14 protein-coding genes are annotated in these 21028 nt (G+C 68.5%); 4 read left to right on the top strand and 10 right to left on the bottom strand.

Translation table 11 applies throughout. The annotated features are described in order from the left end of the window. Window positions 1–175: 175 nt before the first annotated feature. On the bottom strand, window positions 176–1444 hold the full coding sequence (locus R6U01_RS13990; protein WP_410287063.1) for a Zn-dependent hydrolase: 1269 nt from the start codon (window positions 1442–1444) through the stop codon (window positions 176–178). A 115-nt stretch (window positions 1445–1559) separates the two neighbouring features. On the opposite strand from R6U01_RS13990, the gene R6U01_RS13985 reads away from it, so the two are divergent. Beyond that, window positions 1560–1772: a PLDc N-terminal domain-containing protein gene (locus tag R6U01_RS13985; protein WP_410287062.1), complete on the top strand. Its 213-nt coding sequence runs from the start codon at window positions 1560–1562 to the stop codon at window positions 1770–1772. Window positions 1773–1778: 6 nt separating this feature from the next. On the opposite strand, the gene R6U01_RS13980 is transcribed toward R6U01_RS13985, so the two are convergent. The 4 genes from R6U01_RS13980 to malA form a co-directional block, all read right to left on the bottom strand. Next, window positions 1779–2798 (bottom strand): sodium:calcium antiporter, encoded by a 1020-nt coding sequence (locus R6U01_RS13980; protein ID WP_410287061.1) that lies wholly within the window; start codon window positions 2796–2798, stop codon window positions 1779–1781. Window positions 2799–2811: 13 nt separating this feature from the next. Next, complete coding sequence (gene malQ, locus R6U01_RS13975; protein WP_410287060.1) at window positions 2812–4302, bottom strand: 4-alpha-glucanotransferase; 1491 nt, start codon at window positions 4300–4302, stop codon at window positions 2812–2814. Window positions 4303–4379: 77 nt separating this feature from the next. Further along, window positions 4380–7058 (bottom strand): glucosylglycerol hydrolase, encoded by a 2679-nt coding sequence (gene gghA / locus R6U01_RS13970; protein WP_410287059.1) that lies wholly within the window; start codon window positions 7056–7058, stop codon window positions 4380–4382. After that, window positions 7055–9184 (bottom strand): alpha-amylase MalA, encoded by a 2130-nt coding sequence (malA, locus tag R6U01_RS13965; protein ID WP_410287058.1) that lies wholly within the window; start codon window positions 9182–9184, stop codon window positions 7055–7057. Before malA ends, gghA begins: the two co-directional genes overlap by 4 nt. Before the next feature lie 112 nt (window positions 9185–9296). Between malA and R6U01_RS13960 the strand changes: the two genes are divergently transcribed. Continuing rightward, window positions 9297–14021, top strand: coding sequence for a glycoside hydrolase family 15 protein (locus R6U01_RS13960; protein ID WP_410287057.1), 4725 nt, complete (start codon window positions 9297–9299; stop codon window positions 14019–14021). A gap of 36 nt (window positions 14022–14057) precedes the next feature. Here R6U01_RS13960 and R6U01_RS13955 read toward each other — a convergent pair whose 3' ends face one another. The 4 genes from R6U01_RS13955 to R6U01_RS13940 form a co-directional block, all read right to left on the bottom strand. Next, complete coding sequence (locus R6U01_RS13955) at window positions 14058–14552, bottom strand: hypothetical protein (protein ID WP_410287056.1); 495 nt, start codon at window positions 14550–14552, stop codon at window positions 14058–14060. Beyond that, a complete protein-coding gene (locus R6U01_RS13950; RefSeq protein WP_410287055.1) occupies window positions 14545–16305 on the bottom strand; it encodes a DNA mismatch repair protein in 1761 nt (586 codons plus the stop codon). Before R6U01_RS13950 ends, R6U01_RS13955 begins: the two co-directional genes overlap by 8 nt. 68 nt (window positions 16306–16373) lie before the next feature. Next, window positions 16374–16613, bottom strand: coding sequence for a UPF0058 family protein (locus R6U01_RS13945; protein ID WP_138006620.1), 240 nt, complete (start codon window positions 16611–16613; stop codon window positions 16374–16376). Window positions 16614–16763: 150 nt separating this feature from the next. Then, window positions 16764–17564: an N-acyl homoserine lactonase family protein gene (locus tag R6U01_RS13940; protein WP_410287054.1), complete on the bottom strand. Its 801-nt coding sequence runs from the start codon at window positions 17562–17564 to the stop codon at window positions 16764–16766. 111 nt (window positions 17565–17675) lie between these two features. Between R6U01_RS13940 and R6U01_RS13935 the strand changes: the two genes are divergently transcribed. Further along, the gene (locus R6U01_RS13935) at window positions 17676–19091 is read left to right on the top strand and encodes a serine/threonine protein kinase (protein ID WP_410287053.1); all 1416 of its coding nucleotides are present in this window, start codon (window positions 17676–17678) and stop codon (window positions 19089–19091) included. A 71-nt stretch (window positions 19092–19162) separates the two neighbouring features. Next, on the top strand, window positions 19163–19813 hold the full coding sequence (locus R6U01_RS13930; RefSeq protein ID WP_410287052.1) for a hypothetical protein: 651 nt from the start codon (window positions 19163–19165) through the stop codon (window positions 19811–19813). 19 nt (window positions 19814–19832) lie between these two features. Here the strand turns inward: R6U01_RS13930 and R6U01_RS13925 are convergent, their stop codons facing one another. Further along, window positions 19833–20981 carry an acyl-CoA dehydrogenase family protein gene (locus R6U01_RS13925; protein ID WP_138006624.1) on the bottom strand — a complete coding sequence of 383 codons (1149 nt, stop codon included), beginning with the start codon at window positions 20979–20981 and terminating at the stop codon, window positions 19833–19835. Window positions 20982–21028 lie beyond the last annotated feature (47 nt).

Below are 21028 nucleotides of genomic sequence, written 5' to 3'. Positions count from 1 at the left end.
ATATAAATCATGTAGGAATGACACCCGCTCCCGCTCGGAGGCGACACGCTCGCCGTTGCGCTGCCGGTTCCGGTCCGTCGAGACTACCGGTTCCGGCTCCCCGGGAACGCGACCCGAACCGGTGCGCCGCGATTCCCTCGGTCCTAGTGTACGCGCGGCGCTTATTCGTCGACCGCTACTCGCCGTCGACCGCGATACGCGCCAGGGCGCCCGCCAGCACCTCGGTCGCGGCCGCGCAGTCCTCCCAGTCGGTCCACTCGCGGGGATTGTGCGAGATCCCGTCGCGCGAGGGCGCGAAGAGGAGGGACGCGTCGGTGACGCGGGCGACGCGCATCGCGTCGTGCGCCGCGCCGGAGTGGAGGTCGATCGCGGTCCGCCCGGCGTCGGTCGCGGCGGCGTGGGCGGCGTCCCGGAGGCGGTCGCTCATCGGCGTGGGCGCCACGTCGAAGGGACGCTCGAACGCCGTGTCGACGCCGCGCTCCCGCTCAAGACGGGCGAGCGACTCGCGCGCGGCCGCGACGATCGTCTCCATCGACTCGGCCTCGACGTCGCGCACGTCGACGCCGGCCTCGACGAGCCCCGGAACGACGTTCGTCGCGTTCGGCGAGACGGCGAGCGACCCGACGGTGCCGACCGCGGAGGCGCTCGACTCGTCGACGACCGCGTTCGCGGCCGCCTCCACGTCGAGGACGAACTCGCTCGCGGCCGCGAGCGCGTCGGTCCGGTCGCCCATCGCGGTCGCACCGGCGTGGTTCGCCTCCCCCTCGATCCGCGCCTCGCAGTGGGTGATCCCCGTGATAGTCGTCACCACGCCGGCGTCCGCGTCCGCGTCCTCCAAGACGGTGTCTTGCTCCACGTGGAGCTCGTAGAACGCCGCCCACGTCGCCGGGTCGATCGCGTCGTCGCCGCGGTAGCCGATCCGATCGAGCGCCTCCCCGAGCGTCTCTCCGGCGTCGTCTTCGAAGGCGAGCGCGTCCTCGGCGCTCGCCTGGCCCGTCGCCACCGACGAGCCGAGCAGGCCGTCGCCGAAGGTCCCGCCCTCCTCCTCGGTGAAGCTGACGACGCCGACCGGGCGCGCCGGCTCGACGTTCGCCTCTCGCATCGCCCGCACGCCCTCCAGGGCGGCGTACACCCCGAGCGGACCGTCGAAGATCCCACCCTCGGGGACGCTGTCGAGGTGACTCCCGCTCACGACGGGGGCGGCCGCGGGGTCCGCGGCGTCCGGGGTCCACGTCCCGAGGACGTTCCCGACCTCGTCGACGACGGCGTCGAGGCCGGCGTCTTCCAGTCGGTCCACCAGTCGGTCGCGGGCGGCCCGGTTCGCCTCGCTCCCGGTCCGGTTCGTTCGACCGCGTTTCTCCGGGTCGTCGTACTCGACTCGACCGAACGCCGCGTTCGCCTCCAGGTCCGCGCGGAGGCGGTCGGCGTCGACTCGTAGGTCCATGTCCGAACCGGAGCGCCGCCGGACCAAAACGGTTCGTGGTCGCGACTGCCTCCGACTTCGAGACCGCGAGTCGTCTCCCAAAGACACTTAGCCCGCCCGGGAGTGGACACCGCTGATGTCCCCGATACTGCTTCAGGGCGGTGCGGCCGCCGCGATCAGCCTCCTGTTCGGGCTGTTCGCCCTGATCGTTCACCTCGCCATCATCGTCTGGATCTACTCGGACGCCCAAGGGCGCAGCGACCAGCCCGCGTTCCTGTGGGCGATCGTCGCCTTCCTCGCGCCGCTGCTCGGTCTCGTGTTGTACTTCATCATCGGTCGGAACCGATAGCAGCGGTCAGACGCCTCGCAGCAGCCCCGTCGCGCCGACCGTCTCGGCGACGACCCACGCGATGAAAAGCGCGTACGCCGCGAGCAGGACGAACGACTCGCGACTCGTGAGCGACAGGTCGGTCCTGAGCACCGTGAACAGCAGGACCGTCGCCGCCGTGAGCACGCCGAACATCGGGACGGCCGTCGAGAAGTTGACTTCGACGCGCCCGACGATGAGCACCCCGAGCGGAATGGCGACGAGGAGGTCGAACGTGTTCGACCCGAGCACGTTTCCGAGGCTCGTCGCTCCGCGACCCGCCTGTGCCGTCCGGAGGCTCACCAGCGTGTCCGGGAGGCTCGTCGCCGCCGCGACGACCGTGACCCCCGCGAGGAACTCCGGGACGCCGAAGGTCGCGCCGAGCGACTCGACCGACGCGACCAGCCGCTCGACGGTCACCACGATGACGAGTAGCCCGACGGCGAGCTTCCCCCACTTCCGGCGAATGTCGACCCCCTCGCGGACCGTCTCGATGTCGGCGTCGCCGACGTCCTGGTACTGGATGAACAGGTAGAGCGCGTACAGCGCCAGCGGGATGAGCGCGAGCGGTCGGGTCAGCTCCCCCGCGATCGTCTCCGCGGGGACCGGGACGTAGATGACCGCGAGCGAGAAGGTGACGACGAGCGTCGCGACGGCGATCATGTAGAACTGCGCCTCCTTGTACACGATCGTCCGGCTGGACTCCAGGGGACCGTCGGCGCCGAAGCCCGAGACGGCGGGGACGACGAGCACGTTGAAGATTGCGGAGCCGACGAGCGCGCCAACCCCCATGTCGAACACGCCGACGACCGCGGTGACGACCACGGACACCAGTTCGGGAAAGCTCGACCCGACCGCGACGACGACCGACCCTTGGACGACCGCCGGCAGCCCGTAGTACGCGGAGAGCGTCTCCGCCGCCTCCTCGAGCCAGCCGCTCCCGATCCAGATGGCCGCGGTGGCCGCGAGGATCACGGCGACCTGGACGACCGGGGCGTCCGGAAGCATCCCGGCCTCCGACTTACCGCACGTGTCTCCCGGCGAACTCCCAGAGCCGGTCGGCGACCTCGTCGTCGAGGTCGTCCCGGGTCAGCCGCCACTCCCAGTTGCCCTCGACGGTTCCCGGTTCGTTGAACCGCGCCTCGCTGCCGAGCCCGAGCAGGTCCTGAACCGTCGTCATCGCGAGCACCGCCTCGGAGCGCCACACCTCCTCGATGATCTCCCACTCGGTGCCGCGGTCGCCCTCGGCGCCGACGTTGTACCGGAAGCAGTCGCGCTGGCGCTCGGGGAGGTCCTCGAAGTAGCCGACCCACGTGTTCGTGTCGTGGGTGGAGGTGTAGCCGACGACGCCCTCGGGGTAGTGCATCGGCTGGTACGGGTTCCCCTCCTGACACCAGTCGGCGTACTGCGGGACGCGCATGCCCGGGAACCCGAACTCGGCCATCAGACCGTCCATCGCCGGCTCCTCGAACCCGAGGTCCTCGGCGATGAACGGCGCCTGTCCCAGCTCGCGCTCCACCGTCTCGAACAGGTCGCGACCCGGCCCGTCGCGCCACTCGCCGGCGGCCGGGTCGTCGCGGTCGGCCGGGATCGCCCAGTACTTCACGAACCCGAGGAAGTGGTCGAGGCGCGCCACGTCGGCGAGGTCGAACAGCCGCCGGAACCGCGCGATCCACCAGTCGTAGTCGCGCTCGGCGAGTCGCTCCCAGTCGTAGACGGGGTTCCCCCAGCGCTGTCCGTCGTCGCCGGGGTTCGGCGGGACGCCCGCGACCGCCGAGGGGCGATTCGCCTCGTCGAGCCGGAACGCCTCCGGGTTCGCCCACACGTCGGCCGAGTCGAGCGCGACGTAGATCGGCACGTCGCCGACGATCGATATCCCCTCCTCGGCCGCGACCTCCCGGAGTTCGCGCCACTGCCTGTCGAACGTCCACTGGACGAACTCGCGGAACCGGATCTCCGTCGCGTGTCGCTCCCGCGCCTCGGCGAGCGCCTCGGGGTCGCGCGTCCGGAGCGGCTCCGGCCACTCGACCCACGTCCCCTCGGAACGGGCCTCGGAGAGCGCCCGGAACAGGGCGTACTCCGCGAGCCACGGCTCGCGCTCGCGGAACTCGTCGAGGGCTACAGCGGCCTCGTCTCCCGCTTCCTCGTCGAACCGCTCGAACGCGCGGCGCAACAGCGGGAGCTTGTACACCCGGACAGCCCCGTAGTCGACCCGGTCGTCCGGGAAGTCGGGGACGGGTCCGAGGTCCGCCTCCTCGAGCCAGCCGTCGGCGACCAGCCCGTCGAGGTCGATGAGGAGGGGGTTCCCGGCGAACGCCGACGGCGACTGGTACGGCGACTCCTTGCCGGCGTCCGTCGTCGGGCCGATCGGACAGATCTGCCAGTGGTCGACGTCGGCGTCGCCGAGGAACGAGAGGAACGCCGCGGCGCCGTCGCCGAGATCGCCGATCCCGTGTCGGCCCGGCAGCGAGGTCACGTGGCAGAACACGCCGTCGGAGCGATCGAGTCGCATAGGTCCCTCTGTGACCCCCACCGACTCAAGCGTTGTGTCCGAGCGACAGTTTCGGGCGACCCGTCCGCGGAGCCGACTCAGTCGTCGCCGGGGCTCGCCCGCCACACGATCGCGTCCGCGGTCTCGAGCGTGACCGGCTCCGCGTCGTCTCCGACATCGGAGGGCAGGTCGGGCGCCGCGAGCGCGACGGTCCAGTCGGTCGCCCCGTCGAGCTCACTACCGACGTCGCGCCCGCCGTCGACGCCGAGGTCCTCGAGGACGCCCGTCGGCGACACCTCAACCGGCGTTCCCTCCACGTTGCAGGCGACGAGGAGCGCCTCGTCGCCGTCGGGGTCGCGCCTGACCGCCTGGTACGCCACCGTCCCCTCCGTGGGGTGCCGGTAGCCGAACGCCTCGCCGCGGTCCGGGTCGACGTCGCCGCGGAGCCACGGCCGCGACTGGCGGAACTCGCGGACCCGGCGGTCGAACGCGGTCCGCGCGTCGCCCTGTTCAGCCTCCCAGCGGTCCAGGACGAGGTACTCGGCCACGTCGGCGCTCCACGCGAACGAGAACGCCTGGAGATCGGTGGCAGCGAGCTCGCCGTCGCCCGGCTCGTCGCCGTCACCGGGAGCGACCCCTCGAAACGGCGTGCCCTTGACCGACAGCAGCTCCGCGATCAGGTGGAGATCGTAGTCGGTCGCGTCGATCAGGGCCGCGAGCGTCGTGACGAACTCCTTCAGTTCGGCGCGCGTCTCGAATCCGAGCTCTTTCAGCCGCGGGAACGCGTCGCGCTCGCCGTACGCCCCCTCCGGGACGTGCCAGTCGATCCACGGCGCCTCCTCGGCGACGACCTTCACGTTCCACGAGGGGTCGGTGTCGCGGACGAACCCCCACGGCGCCCGGTAGTTGGCGTGGAGGAAGTCCATCGGGACGCCCGGCATCGCGACGTGGAACCAAACGAGCGCGGCGGGGCTGTCGTACGCCTCGCGGATGGTCTCGGGCGGCGAGTCGGCGAGGTACGGGTTGATAAGCGCGCCGCCCCAGTCGTCGGTCACCTCGACCTGCGACCCGCGCCGGAGCGTGTCGTGGTTCGCGACGCCGGTGATCCACTGGCTTCCGAACTCGGCGACCTCGCGCATCCGCCACCACTTCGTCGCCCAGAAGGTGAGCAGCGCGGGCTTGTTGTGCGCGAACGTCACGGGCGACCACTGGAACGCGTGCGGGTGCTGGTCGATCAGCGTCCGGTAGGTCGAGGCCAACTCCCAGTCCTCCCGCGGCCACGGCCGCCCGTCCTCGTAGATCATCCACGGCCGGTACTCGGTCCCCGCGACCACGTGTGTCACCCGGTCCATCTCGGCGAGGAACGCGTCGTCGTGGACCTGCTCGTCGGTCTCCTCGTCGTGGTAGGTGAAGTCCTGCGCGCCGTCGATGCGGATCCCGTCGGCGCCGAAGTTCGCCTTCCGACGCTGTAACTCGAGGACGATCGCCCGAACGACGGGCTGGCGGTAATCCAGGTGGAGCCCGTACATCCCCGGTCCCTCGAAGAAGGGGTCCGGGAGCAGCTCCGCCGCGCCCTCGTCCGCGTGCCCGAGCGCGACGTCGAAGACGACCCGAATCGGGTCGGGCATCGCGTGGCAGGCGGCGATGAACTCGACGAGCTCGTCGGGCCGCCCCGTCTCCAGTATCGCCGGGTTCGCGGCCGAGAACGCGCTCACCACGACGTCGTACCCCCAGTTGGTCTGGTCCGGGCGCTGGACGCCGACCGTCACGCGCTCCGCGTCGCGCTCTCGGTCGAACGCCGACGCGGGATCGACTGGCTCGCCGCCCCGAGAGGCGGCGTCGGCGTTCGCGCCCGCCTCCCCCGCCTCGCCCGCTTCACCGGGCTCGTGCGTTCCGCCGGGGCGCCAGTACCACTGCCGCCCGTACGCCTGCGTGAGCGGCTCGACGGGCATGAGCTGGATCGCGTCGTACCCGACGTAGTTGCGCTCGTGGGGAGCGAGCGGCTCGTCGGCGCGGAGCTTTTTTCCGATTTCCTCGAACCGATCCGCGAGGGCCGCCAGCGACCCCGCCTCGGTCGACGTCCCGGGGTGGATCTCCACCATGCTCGTCGCGGGATCGACCCGCGGGAGCCCGTCGTCCGCCGTCGTCGGCAGCGCCTCGTCGTCGGTCCCGAGCGAGGCGAAGTGGTCGCGGTCGGGCCGCGTCGCGTCCAGGCGCGGCCAGTCGTACGCCTCGGCGGGCGCGAACGCCCCGAACGGAACCGAGTACGCGAGCGGATCCCTGGCCGTCTCCCACTCGTCGTCTCCCTCTGGCGTCCGGTACGCGAGCTGGTAGAGCGCGCCGAGCCGATCCGCCGTCCCCACGGGGATCCCCTCGACGGCGACCCAGTGGAACTCGCCGTCGCGCTCGACCGAGAGCCGGTCGACGCGGAACGCGACCTCGCGGAGGTCCTCGCGGCCGGGATCGACCGACGTCTCCTCGGCCCCGTCGCCCGACGCGGGCGTGAACAGCTCGAGTCGTACGTCCTCGACGGGGACCCCGGCGTCGACGAGGTCGGGGGTCCAGAAGCCGAAGGCGACGCCTGTCGGGGAATCGATCGCCGGATCCGCACCGTCCGGTCGGATCGGGTGTGCGCCGAGACGCTCGGCGATCGACCGGGCCGCCTCGAATCGATCGTCCGCCTCGTCGCGGTCCGACCGCGCACGAGCGACGAGTGCCGCGGTCCGGTCCGGAAGGACCGCGGGTCCCGCGTCCTCGGAACCGCTCCCGTCGCTCATTCTGACGTCTCCCGGACGACCGCCACCTCGTCGACGCTGATCCGCTCGGTCCCCTCGCCGTCGACCACGACGCAGGCCTCGTCGGTGAGGAGGTCGCGCTCCGCGTGGTCCGTGGCGACCGCGACGCTCGCCGTCTCGGGAGCGAAGTTGAGGACGACGATGAGCGACTCCTCATGATTCGTCCGGCGGAACGCGACCACGTCGTCCGGATGGATGTTCCCGCTGGCGACGATGGGTCGCTCGTCGAGGTCGCCGCTGGCGACGTGGTAGCCGACGCGTTCGAGGCCGCCCTCGGGGCCGAGCGCCGGGTGGTCCGAACGGGTCGCGACCAGGCGTTCGTAGCGCTCGCGGACCGCGTCTCGCGCGTGGCCCCAGGCGATCGCGTCGCGTCGACCCCGCTGGCCGATCTCCTGGCCGGCGTACACCATCGGCACGCCGGGCAACGTGAACGTCGCGGCGCCGGCGGCGGCCGCGGCGGCGTCCCCGCACTCGACGCGGTAGCGCGTCTCGTCGTGGTTCTCGATGTACTGGAGGAAGCCCGCGTGGTCGGGGAAGCCGATCTCCGTGCGTCGGTCGATCGCGTCAAGCAGCGACGAGGCGGGCTCCGCGCCGCGCCCCACCTGGCGGAGCTGGAAGTACAGCGTCGCGTCGAAGTGGACGTCGAACATCCCCTCGTGGAACCCGGGGATGTACGGGATGGTCTCGTCCATCAGCAGGAACTCGCGGTCCTTCGCCTTCACCCGATCGCGGAGTTCGCGCCAGAACGAGTCCGGGACGGCCCACGCCATGTCGCAGCGGAACCCGTCCACGAGCGGCGCCCACTCGTCGATCACGTCGAGCAGGAACCGACGCACGTCGAGGTTCGCGTGGTTCAGATTCGCGATGAGTTCCCAGTCGAAGTACGTCCCGGGCTCGCCGGACTCCTGCCACTCGAAGCGGTCGCGGAACGGGGAGTCCGGGTTCCGGTAGGCGTCCTGGAACCACTCGTGGTCGCGCGCGGTGTGGTTCGCGACGAAGTCGAACAGCACCCGCATCCCATGGTCGTGAGCCGTCTCGACGAGCGCCTCGTAGTCGTCGCGGTCGCCGAGGTCGTCGGCCACGTCGAAGAAGTCAACGATGTTGTACCCGTGGGGCTTGCCGTCGTGCTGGAGGACGGGCGTGAGCCACAGCGTGTCGACGCCGAGCGCCGCGATCCGCGGGATCCGCTCCGCGATCGCCGAGAACGCCTCGCCCTCGTCGGCGTCGGCGAACGTCCTGACGAACACCTCGTAGACGGTCGCGTCCGTCGTCCACTCCGGCGGCTGGTTGAGCCGGATCGTCTCGAACACGGGACCGTCGGCGCCGACGGGGGCCGTCAGGTCCGGGTCGGTGGGCTCGGTCTCGTCCGCCTCCGCGATCTGGCTCCGGTCGACGCGCTCGACCGCGACCGCGTCGGCGACGCTCACCCGTTGCTCGCGGCCGGGCTCGCGGGCGATGGCGACCCCGTGGACGCGCAGTCGGTCCGGCACGGTGTCTGCCGGGATCCGGAGCGTGCGCCCGTCGTCAGTCGTCCGGAGCCCGTCCCGGGGATTCCGTCGCCCCTCCGCCACCGCCTGCTCGACGTCCCGGTCGTCGACGACGAGGGTGACCGCGAGGTCCGACGCCTCGAGCGCGGAGTCCGGGTTCGGGGACGGCGTCGCCCGGACGACGATTTCGGCGCGCTCGTCGCCGCTCGCCTCGCCCTCTTCGTCTCTCGCGGTCCGCTCGACGGACGCGTCCAGTCGAACGCGCGGGCGACCCACGCCCTCGAGGGCGCGCTCGGCGCCGTAGTCGATCGCGGCGTGATCGGTGTCGCGGTCGCGGATCGCCGTGCCGCTCCCACCGGCGACGTCGACGCCCTCGTAGCTCGCCGCGAACGCCCGGACCGTCAGCAGGTGGTCGCCGTCCGGCGCGTCGAGGCCGAGCCGGTACCGGCCGGGAACGTCCGGCGTGAACGTCGTCACGGGCTCTTCGCCGACGGTCGCTTCGCTGTCCGGCGGCGCGTCGGCGATCCGCCACTCGTACGTCGCTTCCGGGTCCGGATCCCGCGGAGCCAACTGCGTCGTCTCCCCCGTCGACAGGAATCGAGGGGGTCCAGGATGGTGCATGAGGCCCTCATCGAAGCCCGGGGTCTTTGTTATTGCTCTTCCGACGATAAGAGACGCGCCGAGCAGTCGCCTCGTTCGTCAAGGCTTTTACCCCGGCAATCACAGGGCGACTATGCGACTGCGAACCGCTCTCACGGAGCACGAACGTCGGCGCGGCGAGCGCTATCCGGCGGAGCGTCCCACGACCGCCGGAGCGTTCACGGGCGACGACGGCCGTCTGGTCCACGTCGGACCCAACGGCAGCCTCCACGACTGTTCGTACTCCCTGTCGGGAGTCGGCGGAGCCGACCGGCTCCGGATGGGCATCACCGCCGGACGCGGCGTCCGCTGGTTCGACGAGCTTACGACGACGCGCCAGCGCTACGACGACGACACCCCCCTCGTCGAGACGGAATACGACGCGGGGCGATACTCGATCCACCAGTTCGACCTGGTCGTCGGCGACACGCACCTCACGCACGTCGAGCTGCGCGGCTCGCCGCCGACGAACGCCGAATTGGTCGCCGCCTGCGCGTTCTCGCCGGACATGGTCGAGGGCCGCGTCGGCAACCTCGTCCACGAGAAGGCGGGGCCGAACGACGGGAGCGTCGTCGAGGTGTACCACCGGACCGAACACGACTTCCTCACGGCGTCGACGGGGCTCTCGGCGGCGCACGGCCAGCGGCTCCGCACGATCACGGAGCTGCTCGGCGAAGACGAGAACGGGTTCCCCCACCGCGGAGAGATCGACCAGCGCGAGGACTCGCGACTCACCCCGGACGTCGTCGTGCGGGCGCCCTTCGAGCGCGACGGGCGAACCGAGCGCGTCACGCTGGCGAGCCGGGCGATCGTCGATCGGCGGGAGACGCGCGAGACGGGCGACGACGCGAAGGACGCGATCTCCGACGGCCCTGACCGCCAACGGCGGATCGAGGAGCTCTCGCGTATCGCCACGGCGTACCCCGACGCGAGCGACCTCCGCGAGGCAGCCGCGGGCCGGGGACCGACCGTCCCCGAGGACGTTCCGCGGCGGAGCGTGATCGCGAGCGACCTCCGCGCGCTCGATCTGCTGACCGCCGAGTCCGGCGCCCGCATCGCGGCCCCCGAGTTCGACCCCTTCTACTCGACCTCCGGCGGGTACGGCTACACCTGGTTCCGCGACGAGGCGGAGACCGCGACGGCGATCTTGAGCGCGAGCGAGGAGCTCGGCCTCGAGGCCGACGAGGAGCTCCTGGCGGCCGCGTCGTTCTTCTGTCGCACGCAGGACGCGGACGGCTCGTGGCCGCACCGCGTCTGGGCCGACTCCGGAAAGGTCGCCCCGGGCTGGGCGAACGCCCGGATCGAGGGCGCGAACGGCACCGTCGGACCGAACGACCAGCTCGACCAGCCCGCCTCCGTGGTCGCGTTCCTCGCTCGGCTCCGCCGGACGACCGACCTCCCCGAGGAGTGGCGCGAGCGGATCGACGCGACGATCGCCGACGCCGTCGCCTTCCTCCGCGAGACGACCGAGGACGACGGGCTCCCCCGCCGGTGTCAGAACTGCTGGGAGAACGCGCTCGGTCGGTTCACGCACACCGGCGCGTCGTATCTCCGCGCGTTCGCCGCGGTCGCCCGCGCACCCGTAGACGACGAGACGCGCGTCGCGGCGGCCGCGGCGGCCGACGAGGCGCTCGCCGGTCTCGACGATCGGTGGGATCCCGACACCGAGCGGTTCCCGCAGCGCGCGAGCGCGGAGAGCCGCGACGAGCGCGCGGACTCCAGCACCTTCGCGCTCGCGAGCGCGGTCGTCGAGTACGCCGCGCTGCGCGACGAGCGCGCGGGGGTCGACGGCGCGGTCACGGACGGCTCCGGCGCGACGGTCGCCGCGACCGACTTCGAAGCGTTCCTCGATCACGTGCGAACCCACGTTCTGAACTCGATCGAGGCGCTCCGCCGCGAGACGGCGGACGTCGAGGGGCTCGTCAGGTTCACCGGCGACGACTGGCGCACGGCCGAGCAGGGCGCCGCGAAGGTGTGGTCCGTTTCGACGTTGTGGGGCGCGACGGCCGCCGCCTCGCTCGCCGGGCTCGTCCGCGAGCGGGACGGCGACGCGAGTCGACTGTTCGACGCCGCCCGCGAGCTGTACGCGCTCTGCGAGCCCGACGGTCCGTTCGTCAACGACGCCGGCCTCTTCGCGGAGCAGGCCTTCGACGACGGTGACCTCGACAGCGCGACGCCGCTCGGGTGGTCGCACGCGCTCCGCATCGACGCGACGGTGACGCTCGCGAAGCACGGCGCGCTCCCGGTCCCGCACGACACGCCGACCGGACCGGACGAGGCTCCCCACTGGACCACGGGCCGGAAGTTCGGCGTCGGCACCCCGGCAGACCACAAGGCCGACGACCCGGTCCCGGTCTGGTTCACGCTGACCGAGGGGGCGCTCACCGAGGCGCGGTTCCCCCGGATCGACGTGATGAACGTCCGGACCTTCGACTTCCTCGTCGCCGACCCGGAGACGGGGCACACGGTCCGGACCTTCGACGAGACGAGCCACGTGTCCACCACGGAGACCGTCGAGCGCCGCACGGAGCCGACGACCGACGACGCCCTGGCGTACACGCAGACGATCCGCGAGACCGGCGACGGCCACGGACACGAGTGGACGCTGACCGTCGAGTACGCGGTCGACACCCGGGGCGACGCGATCCTCGCGGACGTCGAGTTCGAGGGCGGACGCGAGTACGACGTGTACGCCCTCGTCGACACGACGATCACGAACGTCGGGACCAACGACCGGGGCGACCGCGTGGCGGGGTCCGACGGCTACCACCTGCTCGCGCGCAACGACGACGCGGACGAGCGGCACACGGGCAAGCTCGTCGACGACGACGGCGACTCCTTCGAGGTCGCGCTCGCGCTCGCGAGCGCGAGTCAGTTCGAGTGGGCGAGCACGCTGTTGGCCGGCGGCCACGAGGCCGAGAGCCTGTTCACCGAGGGCGAGCGCGGCCCCGGGCTGACGGAGGCCAACGGCAACGTCACCCTCGCCGGACTCGTCGGCAGCGGAACGGCGGTCTCGGAGACGCTCGCGCTCGGCTTCGCCGAGGAGGCGGACACCGAGTCTGCGCTCGCCGAGGCGACAAACGCCCTCTCTCGCGGGTTCGCGGACGTCGCCGACTCGTACGTCGAGACGTGGCGCGACTGGCTCTCGGGCCGCGAGTTCCCGGTCTCGGTGACCGGCGACGCCGACATGGAGACGCAGTACCGCTTCGCGCTGATGACGCTCGCGGCCGTCGAGGACAAGCGTCAAGACGGCGCGGGGATCGCCAGCCCGTCGGTGCCGTGGGGCGAGACGGAGTACGCCGCGGAGGACCGCGGCTACGGCTACAACTTCGTCTGGTCGCGCGACCTCTATCAGGTGTTCACCGCGCTCATCGAGGTCGGCGAGGTCGAGCGCGGCGCCGACGCGCTCGCGTACCTCTACAACACCCAGCAGGACGAGGACGGCTTCCTGCCGCAGAACACCTACATCGACGGCCGCACCCGGTGGGGCGGCGAACAGATGGACAACATCGCGTTCCCCTCGGTGATGGCGTGGCAGCTGTACGAGCACGGCGTCGTCCCCGAGGAGGCAGATTACACCTACGAACAGGTCCGTCGTTCGCTCGACTACATCGCAGCAAACGGCCCCGAGACGGCCCAGGAGCGCTGGGAAGAGGAGGCCGGCTTCTCGCCGTCGAGCATCGCCGCCGAGATCGCCGGGCTCGTCTGCGGCGCCGCGCTCGCGCTCGCGGAGGCCGATCGGCTCGCGGACCGCGGCGCGACCGGCGGCTCGAAGCGGGCCGACCCCGACGCGCTCCGTGCCGACGCGCTCGCGTGGCTCGGGCTCGCGGACGACTGGACCGCGCGCGTCGAGGAGTGGTGCGCGACGTCGACGGGGACCGATCGCCACGCCGAGACGCCGTACTACGTGCGGATCACGGCCGACGGCAACCCGGAGTCCGGCCGTCCCCGAACGATCGCCAACGACGGTCCGACCTACGACGAGCGGGAGATCGTCGACGGCGGCTTCCTGGAGCTCGTCCGGCTCGGCGTGAAGCCGGCGGACGACGAAGCGGTCCGGAACTCCGTTTCCGTCGTCGACGACTCGATCCGCGTCGACACGCCGCACGGCCCCGCGTGGTACCGCTACGTCGGCGACGCGTACGGCGAGATCGCCGCCGGCGACCCGGGCGCCCCGTGGGCCGGCACGGGCGACGGCCGCGGGCGGCTGTGGCCGATCTTCACGGGCGAGCGCGGCGAGTACGAACTCCGCGCGCGCGCCGACGGCCCCGACGGCTTCGGCGGCACCGACGAGGACGCGCTCGAACCCGACGCCTTACTGGAGACGATGGCCGGCTTCGGCAACTCCGGACGGATGCTCCCCGAGCAGGTGTGGGACCGCGAGTACCCGACCGACTACGGCTGGGAGTTCGGCGCGGGCACCGGGGGGGCGACCCCGCTCGCGTGGACGATGGCCGGCTACATCCGCCTCGCCCACGGCGTCGACGCCGGCGAACCGGTCGAGACGCCGACCGTCGTCCGGGAGCGGTACGTCGATCGTGACCGCCCCGCGGGTCCCGATCTCACCGCCGCCGTCAAGCACGCGGGCAAGGACCTCGTCGTCTCGGGCAAGACCGACGGTGACGCGGTCGCGGTGTACGCCGCGGGCGGCTCCACGCTGGTAGAGCCCGAGGACGGCGCGTACGAGGTCCGACTCGACGCCGACCGCGACGACGACACCGTCGTCGTCGCCGCGGCGACCGCCGACGGCGACGATCCGGACGCCGCTCTCGCCGGCTTCGGCGGCGCCGGCACGTCTGTCAAGCGTCTCTGGCTGTAACGAACTCGCGACCGCTTTTAAAAGGGACGGTCGGGTTCACCCGAGCGCGGTCACGTCGACCTCGTGGGTACCCCCGTTCCTCTCGTCGCCGTCGTCCTGAGCGTGCGCGTCGATCCGAACCGAGTCGACGACCGACGCCCGGACGCGCTCGCGCCACGACTCGACGGCCCGGGCGTGGAGTCCGCGGCGCGCCTCGACGTCGGCGTCGGGATGTGCCGCCGCGGTGTCGTCGACCTCCGGATAGGGCGGAATCTCCCCGACGAGGTCCCGCGGGTCGACGTGGACCGGCGCGGGGGGACCGTCGCTCTCGTCCGTGTCGCCGCCGGGCGCGTCCGCGTCGAGGGCGTGCAATCGCGCGCGCATCCGCCCGGAGTACGGCGGGGTCACCCGGAGGACGACCTCACGGTCGGTCCGGAGCGTCGCCTCCAGGGCGTTCGCGACGTCGTCGCGGTGGACCGCGATCGACCGGATCCGCTCCGGGCCGGGTCCGCGGGGGTCCGACTCGCGGTCGCCGTCCGGCTCCTCAGTCATCGTCACCCGCCCACTCCGCGTCCGAGAGGGTACGCTGGACGGCCTCCTCGCCGACGGCGCCGGCCAGGTGTTCGAAGCCGGCGCGGACCCCGCGGTCGCTCGCGTTCGCGACGAGCCGCGAGACGATGAACTCCGGCGTCGATTTGCCAATGGTCCCGAATCGTGGCTGGTAGTCGACCCGCAGTTCAAGGTCTTGGGTGAGCCCTTCCGCGAAGATCCCGTCGATTCTGGCGGTGTCCGGAAGCGGACTGAGATCTTCGGCCAGATGCGTGACGTACACGCCGAGTGCGCCCTTTTCAACAGTGAGCTCGACGAGGCCGTTGAGCAGGTCTGCGGCCCGGCCGGGTTCGGTGATCGCCTCGAACTCGTCGACGAGCATGAGCGTGTTGCCGTCAGTCGTCAGCGGTGGCACGATCGACTTCAGGGTCGACTCGAGCACGCCAGCGTTGAACGAGGCGTGTCTGCGGTGAAAGACGATCGTCTCGAAGCGGCCGATCTCCGCGGCTGCTGCAGGGACGGGAAGCCCCATCGACGCGAGCAGCGCGACCTGACACAGCGTCTCTAAGAGCGTCGTCTTCCCCCCGGAGTTCGCGCCAGTCAACACCGCAACCCGATCCCCGGACGGCGGTGTCAACGAATTGTCGTCGATCGAGTGGGTCCCGACCCCATACGTCACTGGCTGCACTGTCTCATCCAATAGCAGATTCCGAGCCTGCCGCACTGCGAGCCCGTCCTCGACGAACGTCGGCCGTGTGAGATCATATTCGACGGCGAATCGGCCCAATGAAAGCTCAAAAGCGATGTCTGACACCGCATCAATCACGACATCCACGTCGCCCGCGGCGTCATCGATCGTTGACTGAAGCTCCCCGACGACTGTCTCTCGTCGATCGGCGACAGCGTCGTCGAGTTCAGTTGTTAGCGATCGAAGTGTGGTACTCACAAAGTCTGCAGCGTCTGCGGGATCGTCCGCGGCAGCGCTGCGGATTCGTTCGCGGTCAATCCCGGTTTCGGCGGCGACGTGGCGAATGACTCCATTTTTGAACGATTCGAGGTCTCGCGCACCTTCAGATCGAACCGTCTCGATTACGTCGAACGCCGCGTTTTCAATCGACTCGGCTGCGGCGTACTGTTCGCGAAGTCGATCGAGCTCGGCATCTGCCCCCGGTTCGACGCGGACGCCCTCGTCGGTCTCTCTGAGTTTGCCCAGCGCCGCCGCGGCCGTCTCGAGTGTCTCAGTGTCGGTCGACGAGAGCACCTCGAACGTCTCTCCGGATAATCCGACAGTCACGAGCGCGATCGCGGTCTCGACGGCGGCACGGTCAGATCCCCCAGCTGCGTCGTACGCGTCGAACGCCTCGATGACCGTCGCACGATCCTTCGCGGACAGCGCCGCCCATGCGGTCTTCGCCGCGAGCACACGATCCAACCGCTGTTCGCGGGCGGTTTGCTCCGATCGGGGCGTCAGCACGCGAATACGATCTGCCGCATGCGCGGTGAGTGCGTGTTCGCTCGCAAGCGTGAGCAGATCGTCGTATACGTGTCGAGTATCCGCAGTGCCGAGCACAGCCATCCCCTCGCCACCGGTTGCTCGCCGGAGAATCCGAACTGCCCGGCCACGCGGAATCCCCGCGTCAGTAAGCGTCCGAACGGAGCCGGCCTCGATCGCCGCTATTGCCTCGGCCTCACCGATCGAGCCGCGGAGCTGTTCGGCCGTCTTCGGACCAACCCCCCAAAACTCCTGCAGTCGCATACAGGGTAGTCATCGAGGAGCTGCTTAGCGTTTTATGTCCGGAAAAGCGCTGATTCGAGCTGCTTCTGTTACTGCGCGCTAACTGTCTCGCGTTCGTCCGTCTCTTCATCGATCGCCGATACGACGAGCGATGCGAGAAGTAACACCGCCTCCTCGTGGCGATCGCGCCGGACGCGGAAGTCCACCGGCGACACCTCAAGCTCGCGATAGGCGTCGAAGTGGGAGGGATCGACCACGCCGCGATCGAGGAGGTCCTCGACGACCTGGACCAAGAGCGCGTGGACGTGCATCAGTTCGTTCTTTTTCACATAAACGTATACGCCGTGGAACGGCCTAAAACCACCGCCGAACGGATTTTCCGGCGTTCACCGCGTTTTCGCTGAACTGCCGTAGAAGAGTTCTACGACGACAACTTTGTGTCGATCCGACCTAAGACGACAATTCGGCGTCGATCCGACTTAGGACGATAACTCGGCGTCGATCGATTGGAACACAGACAGATCGTGGCCGTACAACACCATCGCGTCTGTCTGTCGATCGATCTCTCGGAGGCGCTCACGACTTGTACGCCACGCGCAGCTATCCCACAACAGCCCTGGTCCCAGCGGCACGCCGTCGGTATAGTTTGCCTCGACGTACGCCTCGTCGCCGGCGATAAGGAGCGTTTCTTCATCAGGGAGAGACACTTGTAGCCCCATCAACCCCGGCGTGTGGCCGGGGAGGTGCAACAGTCGTACAGACGGATCGAGCGTGTGGGTCTCGCCGTGGACCAATTGCCAGTTGTATCCCCCATCGAAGTCGGCGGCGAGGTAGGCGATCGATCCCTCATTGGTGTGTGCGCTCATGAATGCGAACGGCAGTTCGTCCTCGTGGACGTAGATCGGAACGTCAGTTCCCTCGAAGACCGACAGCTCGCCGGCGTGGTCCAGATGTAGATGCGTCATCACGACAGCGTCGATGTCATCGATCGCATATCCGACCGCGTCCAGATCCGACTGGAGGAATCGGTCGGCAGCGTCGTACGCCTCAAAAGCATTGTATAACGGATCGGGCCAGTACGATTCGGCGTTCGATGAAGGGCCAGTGTCAACGAGCACGGTCTGGCTGTCAGTTTCGATCACGGCGGCCCAGACGACGAAGTCGCCGATTTCGTGGTCGGGATTCGGCTCCGCTGCACCGCCCATTGTGTAGCCGCTCAGTACGTATCCCATGTCGGCGCGGACCCGGCCGCGATCGACGAGCGTGACTCTCGTGCTCATGGGGTGTGTACGCAATCGAGCGTGTTAATGACACCGCTGGGCACACAGTATCATTTGTGATTCTTTCAACCGTACGCTATTTGTGCACGCCTCCTGAAGCGTACCCAAGCGATGGATCGGAGTTCGGACACCCGGACGGCCGAGGAACTTTTGGCCGATGCGATCAATCGGCCAGAGTCGTACGGCCAACCCGAGACTCGTCGGCTGATTAGACTACTGCGAAGCCGTGATCCAAAGGCTCGTCTGAGCGCGTCGTGGGCAATCGGACTGGCTGTCGAGCATAATCCGGCCCTTGTCGATTCAAATATTCGACGGCTGGCGCGGAGTGTCGAGTCTGAAATTGCAGAAACCGACGCAATCCGAACGATCGCGTATATAGCCGAACACCGGCCAGACGTGGTGGAAAAAGTGCTGTCGCTCGCGAACGTCGATCGCGAGCAGGCTGTCGAACTTGCCCCCCAGATTGTGCGGATCTACCGCGACACCGACCGTGGTCCAGCGTCGGTCGTCGGTGACCACCAATCGCAACTTGGGCGCAAGCACATGTCACACCGCGCTGAGGAGACCGCAAACGAATCCGATGACGAGGTAGATCCAGACGACCCTGATGACCCGAAAGATCGATCGCGATCGGTGGCGGCCACCGGCGATCGACCACCGAAATCGCCACCGGAACCACCACCGCCACGATCGCTCCGCTACAGCGAGTTTGTCGTTGAGGGACCGATGCTATCACAGGGACCGATTGAGGCGATGAAAGCCAAATATCAGGCAGAGGGACGTCAGTATCCAGTCACGCTCAAACGTCTTAGAAACCGTCTGTCGCCAACTGATACCCGCCGAATTGCCGAGGAACTGTCGGACTGGGACAGCGTGGGCACTCACCCAGCAGCCGTCTCTGTTGTTGGGTGGGGGATCGCTCCCGGTGGGTGGATCGCCCACCAGTACATCGACGGCGGGACCGTTGCGGATCGTCGCGGCCCCGTTCCACCACGGGAGGCCTACTGGATAGTTGAGCGGGTTAGCGATGCCCTCCGGTACGCCCACGGCCAAGGCCTTGTCCACGGCTGTTTGTCCCCGTCCTCGGTAGGATTCGGCGTAAGCTTCGGTGTGTCCAAAACCGGAGACCCCTGGAATTACCCGTTTGTGATGGACTGGGGCTGTCTGCGACTGTACGATGTGGATGTCGCGACGGCAATTGGACATCCAGTAAAGTACGCCGCTCCCGAGCAGATCGCCCCCGATCGGTTCGGTCGCGTCGATGCACTGACCGACGTGTACCAGTTAGGTGCACTCGCCTACCGGCTATTCACCGGACGCGCCCCGTATCAGTCAACGGGCCCGACAGCCGTGACTGAGGTGATTGGCCGCCAGCCACCGCCACCGAGTGGGGTTCATCATGCGGTACCAGAAGCACTCGATCCGATTCTCCAGACCTGTTTGGCGTCGTCGAAGCTCGATCGGTACGAAACTGTCGAGGCGTTTCGCCGGGAACTCGCCGCTGTTCGCTCGGAGGTTGGCCTGTGAGTGCCGTTGCACCCGCCTCAGGGTTACTGGCCCGGTTTATTGGATGGGTCTTACTGGCTCTTTCGTGCTTTGTGACTTCCTACTACGCTTGGACAACCGCCGAACGCTTCGAGAGCGATCGGCTGGTGTGGCGATATCTCGCCGTCGCGACCGGTGTCGGGGGTGTGTTTGGGTTCGTGGCGATCGCGTCGTTGCTATCTCCACGATCGACGCTGTGGGCAGCGCTCACCGGGGCAGTGGGGCTGTTTTTTGTGATTTTGTTGTCGCTGTCAATCCGCGAACTGTACTTCGAGTCGGCGGCAGCCGATCGACACGATGAGTGGATCTCGCTTGCGACCGCCAGACGAATCGAGACCGCATTTATGCTCGTCATTCTCCTCGAACTCGCCGTGCTCGTCAGCACTGGATTCGTGTGGGTTACAGACTTCGTGCAGGTCATCGGTGCCATTGCCTTCGCCAGCTACGGCGTGTCCTTCGCCTACTATGTCCGCGTCACGACGGCCGCTCGAGGCACCGTCATGGACTCTGTGTTGACCTACGCCGTTGCCGTGCTCTTGACGATCAGTGTTGCGTTAGCAATTGAACCGACGACGCGCTTCGGTGTCTACCCAGCGCTGAGCGACAGCGTGGTCACCGTGTTGGTTGTCATGAGCGCGAGTTTTCTGATCGTGCTCATAGTTCGATTCCGCCAGACGGCCGCTGCTGGTGCGGCTGGGCGATGAATACCGCCGATGGATTTTTTTACCGACTCTGCCGGTAGATTAGGTTTCGCTGGACCTCGTTTGCGCCCTCGTAGATCACCGGGATCCGCACGTCGCGGTACACTCGTGAGATCCGGCGCTCGTTGAGGATCGATCGGCCGCCGTGCAGTTGCATCCCACGCTCGGCGCAGTCAGTTGCCACCTCGGTGGCCTTCGTCTTCGCCAGCGCGGCCCAGTAGCCGGCGTTCTCACCGTTTGCAACCTTCTCGGCCGCACGCCAGGTGAGCGCACGAGCAGATTCGAACTCCAATCGCATGTCGGCGATCGAGTGTTGCACTGCCTGGAACTCAGAGATCGATCGGCCAAACGCCTCGCGCTCGGCGACAAACGCCTCGGCCTCTTCGATCGCCGCAGCGGCGAGTCCGAGCCCGTGGCCGCCGACGATTATCCGCCCGTGGTTGAAAAAGTCCGCGAGCATGTAGAAGCCCCCACCCTCCGTGCCGACCAAGTTCTCCTCGGGGACAAAACACTCGTCTAGGACAATGTGGCCCTGTTTCGAGGCGCGCATGCCGATCTTCTCGGGGATGTGTTCGGCCTCGTATCCTTCGGAGTCGGTTTCGACAATAAACATCGAATAGTTGCTGTAGCGATCCTCGCTGTCGCCGGTCTTCGCGTAGAGGGTGAGCCAGTCGGCCTCGACCGCGTTGCCAACCCAGTACTTCTCGCCCGTAATCTCGTAGCCTCCCTCGACTTTCTCGGCGGTCGTGTCCATGCCGGCCAGGTCCGATCCAGTCTCTGGCTCTGATACCGCAAGTCCCGAGATTTGTTCGTTCTCGGCAACCGGCCGGAGGTACTGTTCTTTCTGTTCGTCGCTGCCGTACGTTTCGACCAGCTCACAGCCGAAGCTGGCGAGCTGCAGCGTCAGGGCGATCCCGGCGTCTGCGCGGTAGAACTCCTCGGCGATCGCCAAAATTTGGGTCAAATCGAGCCCTTTGCCGCCGTACTCCTCACCGATATCTTGAGCGATCAACCCGGCGTCCATCCCCGCCTCAAGCACTTCCCAGGGATACTCGCCGTTGTCGTAGTACGCTTCAGCGTTCGGGGCGATATGCTCGTTCGCGAACGTGCGTGCGTCCGCCTTGATCGCTCGTGCGTGTTCCGGGACGATGCTGTCATCAAGTAGCTCCATACCTCATTTCAGGAGGCAGGAGGCAAAACATCGATGGAATCACAAAC

This window comes from Halorubrum sp., assembly GCF_046498025.1.
Taxonomy (GTDB): Archaea; Halobacteriota; Halobacteria; order Halobacteriales; family Haloferacaceae; genus Halorubrum.
Note: the sequence above shows the minus strand (reverse complement) of the source record. Positions and strands in the feature narration are given on the sequence as shown.

What these genes read in the sequence shown, in the direction of transcription:
- R6U01_RS13990 (WP_410287063.1), bottom strand. Translation starts at nt 1,444, where the DNA reads ATGGACCTACGAGTCGACGCCGACCGCCTCCGCGCGGACCTGGAGGCG.
- R6U01_RS13985 (WP_410287062.1), top strand. Translation starts at nt 1,560, where the DNA reads ATGTCCCCGATACTGCTTCAGGGCGGTGCGGCCGCCGCGATCAGCCTC.
- R6U01_RS13980 (WP_410287061.1), bottom strand. Translation starts at nt 2,798, where the DNA reads ATGCTTCCGGACGCCCCGGTCGTCCAGGTCGCCGTGATCCTCGCGGCC.
- malQ (WP_410287060.1), bottom strand. Translation starts at nt 4,302, where the DNA reads ATGCGACTCGATCGCTCCGACGGCGTGTTCTGCCACGTGACCTCGCTG.
- gghA (WP_410287059.1), bottom strand. Translation starts at nt 7,058, where the DNA reads ATGAGCGACGGGAGCGGTTCCGAGGACGCGGGACCCGCGGTCCTTCCG.
- malA (WP_410287058.1), bottom strand. Translation starts at nt 9,184, where the DNA reads ATGCACCATCCTGGACCCCCTCGATTCCTGTCGACGGGGGAGACGACG.
- R6U01_RS13960 (WP_410287057.1), top strand. Translation starts at nt 9,297, where the DNA reads ATGCGACTGCGAACCGCTCTCACGGAGCACGAACGTCGGCGCGGCGAG.
- R6U01_RS13955 (WP_410287056.1), bottom strand. Translation starts at nt 14,552, where the DNA reads ATGACTGAGGAGCCGGACGGCGACCGCGAGTCGGACCCCCGCGGACCC.
- R6U01_RS13950 (WP_410287055.1), bottom strand. Translation starts at nt 16,305, where the DNA reads ATGCGACTGCAGGAGTTTTGGGGGGTTGGTCCGAAGACGGCCGAACAG.
- R6U01_RS13940 (WP_410287054.1), bottom strand. Translation starts at nt 17,564, where the DNA reads ATGAGCACGAGAGTCACGCTCGTCGATCGCGGCCGGGTCCGCGCCGAC.
- R6U01_RS13935 (WP_410287053.1), top strand. Translation starts at nt 17,676, where the DNA reads ATGGATCGGAGTTCGGACACCCGGACGGCCGAGGAACTTTTGGCCGAT.
- R6U01_RS13925 (WP_138006624.1), bottom strand. Translation starts at nt 20,981, where the DNA reads ATGGAGCTACTTGATGACAGCATCGTCCCGGAACACGCACGAGCGATC.